Source organism: Vibrio sp. V01_P9A10T6 (assembly GCF_963877065.1).
GTDB lineage: Bacteria > Pseudomonadota > Gammaproteobacteria > Enterobacterales > Vibrionaceae > Vibrio > Vibrio anguillarum.
Genome location: NZ_CAWNTB010000038.1, coordinates 1 through 7,945, shown reverse-complemented (window position 1 = coordinate 7,945; position 7,945 = coordinate 1). Strand labels below are relative to the sequence as shown.

6 protein-coding genes are annotated in these 7,945 nt (G+C 44.5%); 4 read left to right on the top strand and 2 right to left on the bottom strand.

Features of this window, described 5'->3' with window-relative positions; all coding sequences use genetic code 11:
• A partial coding sequence (locus tag AACQ21_RS02385; protein WP_105977127.1) for a 3-hydroxyacyl-CoA dehydrogenase NAD-binding domain-containing protein occupies positions 1-1,491 on the bottom strand: 1,491 nt, incomplete at its 3' end.
• The gene (gene fadI, locus AACQ21_RS02380; protein ID WP_017044558.1) at positions 1,491-2,798 is read right to left on the bottom strand and encodes an acetyl-CoA C-acyltransferase FadI; all 1,308 of its coding nucleotides are present in this window, start codon (positions 2,796-2,798) and stop codon (positions 1,491-1,493) included. The genes fadI and AACQ21_RS02385, both read right to left, overlap by 1 nt.
• A 687-nt stretch (positions 2,799-3,485) precedes the next feature.
• Here fadI and AACQ21_RS02375 point away from each other — a divergent pair.
• From AACQ21_RS02375 to AACQ21_RS02360, 4 genes are all read left to right on the top strand, one after another.
• Entirely contained in the window at positions 3,486-4,034 is a 549-nt protein-coding gene (locus AACQ21_RS02375; RefSeq protein ID WP_088717986.1) for a sigma-70 family RNA polymerase sigma factor, read from the top strand.
• A complete protein-coding gene (locus AACQ21_RS02370; RefSeq protein WP_105977126.1) occupies positions 4,027-4,752 on the top strand; it encodes a DUF3379 domain-containing protein in 726 nt (241 codons plus the stop codon). The genes AACQ21_RS02375 and AACQ21_RS02370 overlap by 8 nt, the downstream gene beginning before the upstream one ends.
• A gap of 221 nt (positions 4,753-4,973) precedes the next feature.
• Entirely contained in the window at positions 4,974-6,272 is a 1,299-nt protein-coding gene (locus tag AACQ21_RS02365; protein ID WP_105977125.1) for an outer membrane protein transport protein, read from the top strand.
• Positions 6,273-6,573: 301 nt separating this feature from the next.
• Complete coding sequence (locus AACQ21_RS02360) at positions 6,574-7,848, top strand: outer membrane protein transport protein (protein WP_105977124.1); 1,275 nt, start codon at positions 6,574-6,576, stop codon at positions 7,846-7,848.
• Positions 7,849-7,945 lie beyond the last annotated feature (97 nt).

The window sequence follows — 7,945 nt, the reverse complement described above, 5'->3', positions numbered from 1 at the left end:
ACCAGCGCAATCTTTGACCACAATCGGCGTTTTGCCCTGTTTTTTCGCCAGAGCCACTACTGTGGCTATCGTCTCTTGCGATGTGGATTGATGAGGGATCACTTCCACCAGAGGCATTTTTTCAACAGGACTGAAATAGTGCAATCCAATCACATTCTCTGGACGCGCCGCCTTCGCTGCAATTTTCTGGATTGGAAGCGAAGAAGTATTCGTCGCAAAAATGGTGCTGGTTTTGGCATTCGCTTCAACATCAGCCACCATTTGCTGCTTAAGCGTGAGATCTTCAAATACCGCTTCAATGACAACATCGATATGCTGATAGCTGGTAAAATCAATCCCGCCAGACAATTGCGCCATTTTTGTTTGCATCTGCGCTTTGGATAAAATGCGACGCTTGCGCTGTTTATCGAATAATTTGTAGTTGTAATTGAGCGCGTTTAATACCCCATCATTCGAAACATCTTTGATTCGTACGGGAACCTTGGCTTTTGCAACGCTAACATGGCTGATCCCTGCCCCCATTAAACCACCGCCCAATACGCCGATACGTTTCACGGTTTGAGGTTTTGCGTCGCTGCCCGTCTCTTTTTTCATTTCGGTGGTGGCAAAGAAAATCGAGCGCAGTGCTTTGGATTCCGAGCTCATCACCAAATCACCAAATCGCTTCGCTTCAAGCTCTAACCCGGCTTTAAAACCACGATCTAAACCGTGACGGATCACCTCTAAAATCGCGTCTGCGGCTGGGTAATTACCTCGTGTTTTTTGCTTAGTCTTTTTAGCGGCCTGATCAAAAATTAATTTGCGACCAAGCTGCGTATGAGAAATTAATTTCTCTTTGGTCGACGTATTGGCCTGATGACGTTTTTTCCCAGAATTATCGAGCACATACTTCTTGGCCACATCCAGCAAGATAGTCTCTGCTACGCAAGCATCAATAACACCCAGCTGTTTTGCTTTTTTTGCGCGCAGCTGTTTACCCGTCAAAATCAAGTCAAGAGAAGGTAACAAACCAATCAAACGCGGCAACCGCTGCGTTCCACCGGAGCCTGGCAGCAAGCCTAATTGCACTTCGGGCAAACCCAAACGCGTGATGTCCGCGTCGCTGCACACCCGGTAGTGACAAGCCAGCGCCAGCTCTAAACCACCACCTAAGCATGGGCCATGAATCGCGGCAACCACTGGGAATGGCAAATCCGATAAGGTTTGAAACATCTCCTGACCTTGCTTGGCCAATGCTTGTGCTTCGCTGGCCGATTGGCAAGCGTTCAGCATACGGACATCCGCTCCAGCAATGAAATTATCTGGCTTAAGCGAGTGAATCACCATCCCCTTTAGGCTGGTTTTTTGAGCCTCCAAGGTCGCAAAAACCTCTTGCATCTCTTGGGCAAACGCCGCTTGTAGCGTATTCATTTTTTCGCCGGGAACATCAATCGCCAGACACGCAATATTTTGTTCATCAATTGTTAAATGAAAAGCTCTCTCTGTGCTCATTATTCAACCTCCAAAATCATTGCCGCGCCCAAACCACCCGCTGCACAAGCGGTATTCAGCCCTAAACCACCACCACGTCGTTTTAGTTCACGCAGTGTTTGTGTGATCATGCGCGCACCCGTCGCCGCAAAGGGGTGACCATACGCAATAGAACCACCTAGCACATTAAATTTATCCATATCAATTTCGCCAATCGCTTTTGCTCGACCAAGATGTTCCTGTGCAAACTTATCACTGGCGAACATTTTCATATTAGAGAGGGTTTGCGCGGCAAACGCTTCATGCATATCAATCAATGTGAGATCGGAAAGCTCAATACCTGCACGTTGTAAGGCTAACGGTGTCGCATAAGACGGTCCCATTAACATATCGTGTTCAACACCAATCGCTGAAAAAGCGTAAGAACGGATATAACCCATAATCTCCAAACCAAGCTCTTTAGCACGGCCTTCACGCATTAATAGAATAGCGGCAGCGCCATCGGTTAGTGGTGTGCTGTTGGCGGCCGTCACGCTACCATATTGCCTATCAAACGCTGGACGTAACTTGGCATAACCTTCCAGAGTCGAGTCATGACGAATATTGTTATCTTCAGCGATCCACTTTTTATAGGGCTCTGGGAATGCCGTCATGACTTCGCCTTGGATTTTGCCCTCTTTCCAAGCTTGTGAAGCTAGAGAGTGAGAACGATGTGCCAAAGCATCTTGATCCAGTCGGCTTATGTGATGAGATTTTGCCATCTGCTCAGCCGTTTGCCCCATCGAAAGGCCCGTTGAATATTCAGCGACCGCGGGGGGGACTGGCATTAAATCTTTAAAAGATAATGATTTTAAGATGCTGAGTTTCTGAGCAACGGTTTTGGTTTTACTTAAAGCGAGTAAGCTAGCGGCTAATTTTTTAGACACTCCAATCGGCAAAACGGAAGACGAATCGGCACCACCAGCCATACCAATATCAATCGTGCCAGCCATTATGCTTTCAGCCACATTCACCGCCGCCTGAAAACTGGTAGCGCACGCTCGTGTGACGCTGTACGCATCGGTATGGATGCTCATTCCTGTGCCTAAAACGATCTCACGCGCGATGTTTGGTGCCTCAGGCATTTGCACGACTTGTCCAAAGACGAGTTGTTCGATCAATTTAGGATCGAGTTCCGTTCGCGCAAGCAGTTCACTCACCACCATCTTGCCTAAATCGACTGCAGGAACTTGACTAAATTCGGTACTTTGACGCGCAAAAGGGGTACGCAACCCCGCGACGATAGCCACACGCTCACCAGAGCGCGTTTTGACTTCCTGTTTGCCCATTGTTTCTCCTTAGAATAGAGGTCTGACCTGGCACATTGTAACGAGGTTGTTAAAACAATCAAACAAGTGTTTAAATAAACGTGATATTCGCATCGAATCGAAGAAAGTAATGTAGGGAGAGGAGATGGATAATCACTTAATCTTTAAATGAATAATGGAGTTATACCCAAACAACTTGGAGTTGCAGGTAGGCGGCAAGTGAGTGAGTCCCCATGAGCATAGGCAAACTATGTGATTGGGTGAACGAACGTAGCCAGCACCGCGGCAGCTTCAAGTAGGAAGGGTATATAAGCAAAAAAAAACCACACAATAATGTGTGGTCGGAATATATAAAGCAATTAACTTACGCCAATTGAAATAATCAGTTTCCTGATTAGGAGAAAGTAAAGTCAGCCTTCAAAAGGAAGTGTCATCTTGCTCAACATGTTAGTCGCAATGACTAACGAGATGACAAGGTGTACTATAGCCACTTCGTGCTATGAGATTTTGAAGTAGATCAATTTTATATTGATTTATTCCATACTATGAAATTAAAAAGCCGCCGACGCTTGAATTGATGTTACCGAACAACTTGAACGGATCGAAAGCGAACGAATACGCGAAGCGTTCATCGCAAGACGACCATAAAATGGCCTAAACAAAGAAGAAATCACAGAGCAAACGGAGACTCATGTGTCGATAATAACCATGTTTGGAAAGAAAAAGTCCAGCAGCCCGGTCAATAGTAATATTGACAGACAGAGAAAATATGAAACGCTTGTGCGTGCTTATCACCGAGATCTTTTTCGTTATGCCTATTGGCTATGTAAAGATAAAAGCATTGCTGAAGATTTAGTCCAAGAAACCTGCTTGAGGGCTTGGAAATCTCTCGATAGTTTGCTCGACGAGAAAGCGGCCAAATCGTGGCTTATAACTATTCTTCGTCGCGAGAACGCGCGCCGCTTTGAGCGCAAGCAGTTTGAGTTGGTCGATATTGATGACTACAGCGGTGACGTAAAAGTCAACGATGATCCTCATCATCAACAAGAGTGGTTGCAGGCACAGATAATGAAGCTGGATATTGAATACCGCGAACCTCTTTTCCTACAAGTCATTGGTGGTTTTAGTGGTGATGAAATTGGCGAGATCCTCGAACTCAATAAGAACACGGTCATGACTCGTCTGTTTCGAGCTCGTAATCAATTAAAAGAACAATTGGATTCATCAGAAGCATATAAGGGGCAGCAAAATGGATGAATTAGAATTTCGCCGCCGAGTTATGTCCGATCCAAAACAGCATGACCAAGAGATTATCCAAGCGGCATCCACTAGTGATACTAATCGTCAGTTCCTAGAGGACATATTGAGCTTAGATGCAACGATTGCTACTGCAATGAATGTAGACGTGCCTGACGATCTCGCAGACCGTATTCTATTTAGTCAAACCACAATGGCAAGCAATGTCATCCGCCCTACTTTTGCCAAGCAAGCGATGACATTGGCTGCATCGATTGCTTTTGTGTTTGGTTTATTGGTTGGCCAAATCAATTGGCGAAATGTGCTCATTCCACCGGCGCAGGCAAGCCTAATGGACACCGCCATCAAACACGTCATTGATGAAAAAGGCTTTGTCAACCAACTGGATGAACAAGTGAATTCAACGCAGATCAACGCCAAAATGCTGCCATTCGCTTATCAGTTAAGCAGTAACTTCCCTTACCACGTTTATTACCTAAACCACTGTGGTTTTGGCAAGGCAAACGCTCTGCACATGGTTTTTCAAGGTGAAAGCGGGAAAGTGACGCTCTTTTTCACAGGCATTGCCAGTGAACAAGCCGTGAACTTTAATGAGCAAGGCATGGCAGGAATCATCGAACCCGTCGGTGATGCTAGCCTGATCCTTGTCGGTGAAAATGGCGAAGATGTCACGAACATCGCTAAAAAACTAATGCCTATGCTAAAACCTTCCCATTAAAACCATTCCTGGCCTGTATATAATGCGGGCCAGGTTCCCTAGACAAAAATAGAGCTTAAACTCTATAAACAAGCATTTTCCGCCTTTTTCCTGCCAAATAGACATCATTTCTGCAATTTTATCATTCAATTAGACAATGGTCGGATTTCTATCTTCTATACTTGCCTCTAGTATCAGCCACCAATTGAGCATTTGCTCAAAAACAACGTCCATTAGAGGCGATGAAATCAAAAAGGAAAAGCACCATGAACAAGACGCGTCTGTTTAAAAAATCGTTACTTGCCGTAACGGTAGCTCTCGCTTCACAACAAGCACTGGCAGCGGGCTTTCAGCTCAATGCACAATCTGCGACTGGCCTAGGTCGTGCATTTGCTGGTGATGTTGTTATTGCCGATAACGCATCGGTGATGGCTCGTAACCCTGCCGCAATGGCGTTGTTTGATGAAACCTCACTCTCTTTAGGCTTTGAATCCATAACGACAAAAATTAAAGTCAAGGATGCGAAATACTGTGGTACAACTTGCCAAGTTGCACCACAGCTATCGGCTCCCAAAAACGCAAATTATGATGAAGCAGGCGGTACATCTATTGCTCCAAATATCCATCTCATTGTCCCTCTCAATGATAAGTTTGCGTGGGGCGTCAATGCCTATTCTAACTTTGGTACAAAAACTGAATTTTCAGATAGTTACTCTGCTAGTGAATATGGCGGTTTAACAGACGTCAAGAGCTTTAACTTAGGCCTTGCTGGTTCTTACAGAATAGACTCTCAATGGAGTGTTGGCGCTGGACTAGATTTAATCTATGGTAAAGGAACCATGAAACGTACGGCTAGTTCTGATGTCGCAAGTTTGGGTGGTAAAGATTTAGTCAACGTAGATGGTGCTGATGTTTGGGCTATCGGATTCAACTTTGGTACTGTCTTTGAGCTAGATGAAAATAACCGTTTCGGTGCCGCATATCATTACAGTCCTGAAATGGAAGCAAAAGATGATAAAGGACAAAAAATCAATTTACCATTGCCTGACCTTTTTGAGTTTTCTGGATTCCATAAAATAAAAGATACCAATTTTGCAGTTCATTACAGCGTACAATGGATCGGCTGGAGCACATTTGATCAAATTGAATTTAGTGACCTCAAAAACTCCCCACTAGGTTCTACTTACAACAAACCATATAAATGGCAAGATGGATGGCATTATGCTATTGGCGGAACGTATTATTTAAATACAGATTGGACTTTACGTGCTGGTTATATGTATGACACCAGCGCTCAAGATTCATTAACGTCAGTATCAGTACCTGACTCTGACCGCCAATGGTTCTCTGCTGGCTTTACTTATAACCTAGATGAAAAATCAAATATTGATTTTGGTTTCACCTACTTACTGGGTGATGATGTACAAGTATCTGAAGGAACACCTAATCCTCTTGGTTCACCTCAATATCTTTCAACTCTGACGGCAACGACTCACGCAGATGCAATCCTAGTCGGCTTACAATATAGCCGCAGCTTCTAAGCGCAACGTTTATTAGCATAGCGTCAATAAAGGGCTGGTTTTCCAGCCCTTTTTAATGCTTGTAATATCATCTCCTCGCCTAATTCAGCTAACAACTGTACCTTTGGGGTCTTAAACCACACTACAAGTGTTCGCCAAAAATCAGAAACACTTTCATAACAAGCAGAGTATTACGCTTATAATTAAGCCTTTAATGGATTTTAATTTCAAAAACAACAAATTCACTGCTTTATATTTTTAAAGCATTAGCTCTAACCTTAAAATCCCCACACCGAATTCAAATATTTCAGCGAACATTATAATGAAATCAAATAAAACTCTTCTTTCACTTGCAGTGGCATGTGGACTATTCAGCGTATCAAACGCATCTCAAGCCGCCGGTTTCCAATTGGCAGAATACTCTGCAACGGGCCTTGGGCGTGCTTACGCCGGTGAAGCGGCTATGGCTGATAACGCCAGTGCACAATGGCGTAACCCTGCCATGCTGACTTATTTGAAAGGTACGCAAATTTCTGTTGGTGCAATTTACGTTAATCCGAAGGTTGATGTGAATGGAAAAATCAACGGCGCATTAGAAGCAAGCTCAAATGACTTCGCAAATGATGCCGTCATCCCCAATTTTTACCTCTCACATCAAGTGAACGATAAAATGGTACTAGGTTTAGCACTCGGTACTAACTATGGCATGGAGACCGAACTTGACCGTAATTTCAGCGCGAGCCACTTTGGTAATCAAGCGATGGTTAAAACAATGGAAGTCAATGCCAACATCGGCTACCAACTCACTGATGCGGTTACCGTTGGCGGTGGCATTCGTTATGTGATTGGAGAAGGCCATTTCGGTGCAACCTCTCCGGCTCAAACTAAGCCTCTTCCACAAGGTACAACACTGAAGTACATGGAAGGTGAAGATAAAGCTTGGGGTTGGCAAGTGGGTACGGCATGGCAGATCAATGATAGCAATCGCATAGGCTTTACTTATAAATCCGAAGTTGACCTAAAGCTTACTGGCACAGCGAATATATTTTCGAAAGAATCGGGCAAGGTAGTGAATGATACAGGTTCAATGATGCTCACTATGCCTGCCACCGCTGAACTGGCTAGCTACCACCAACTAAGTGAACAGTTGGCACTACATGCCAGTATTAACTGGACCGATTGGAGCAGTTTCGAAAAGCTTGAAGCGGATTTAAACACTCTTGGCTCGGTGATGGTTAAAGAAGAAAACTGGGAAGACAATTACCGTTTTGCTCTGGGTGCGACTTACCAAGTCGATGCAAAATTAGCACTGCGTACAGGCATTGCTTACGATATGGCGGCAGTTAACGATAAAAACCGTACCATTACCATCCCTGAAACTGATCGAACTTGGTTAAGCGTTGGTGCGGAGTATGCCTTCACGGAGCAATTCACCGTAGACACTGGCTTTACTTACATTTTTGCCAAAGATGCCAACATTGTGGAATCTCGTGGTTATGCTTCAGATGATGCAGCGCAAGCCGTTGGAGGCCAATTTTCTGGTACAACGGCAGGTAATGTTTGGCTTATCGGCGCACAAGCCAATTACCGCTTCTAAACTCATTAGAGATACTCCCAGAGGCCAGAGCACTGCTCTGGCTTTTTTATTCCTTGTAATTTCGATGGTTTTTGCTGCCGAGTAGTTGAGCTATGAT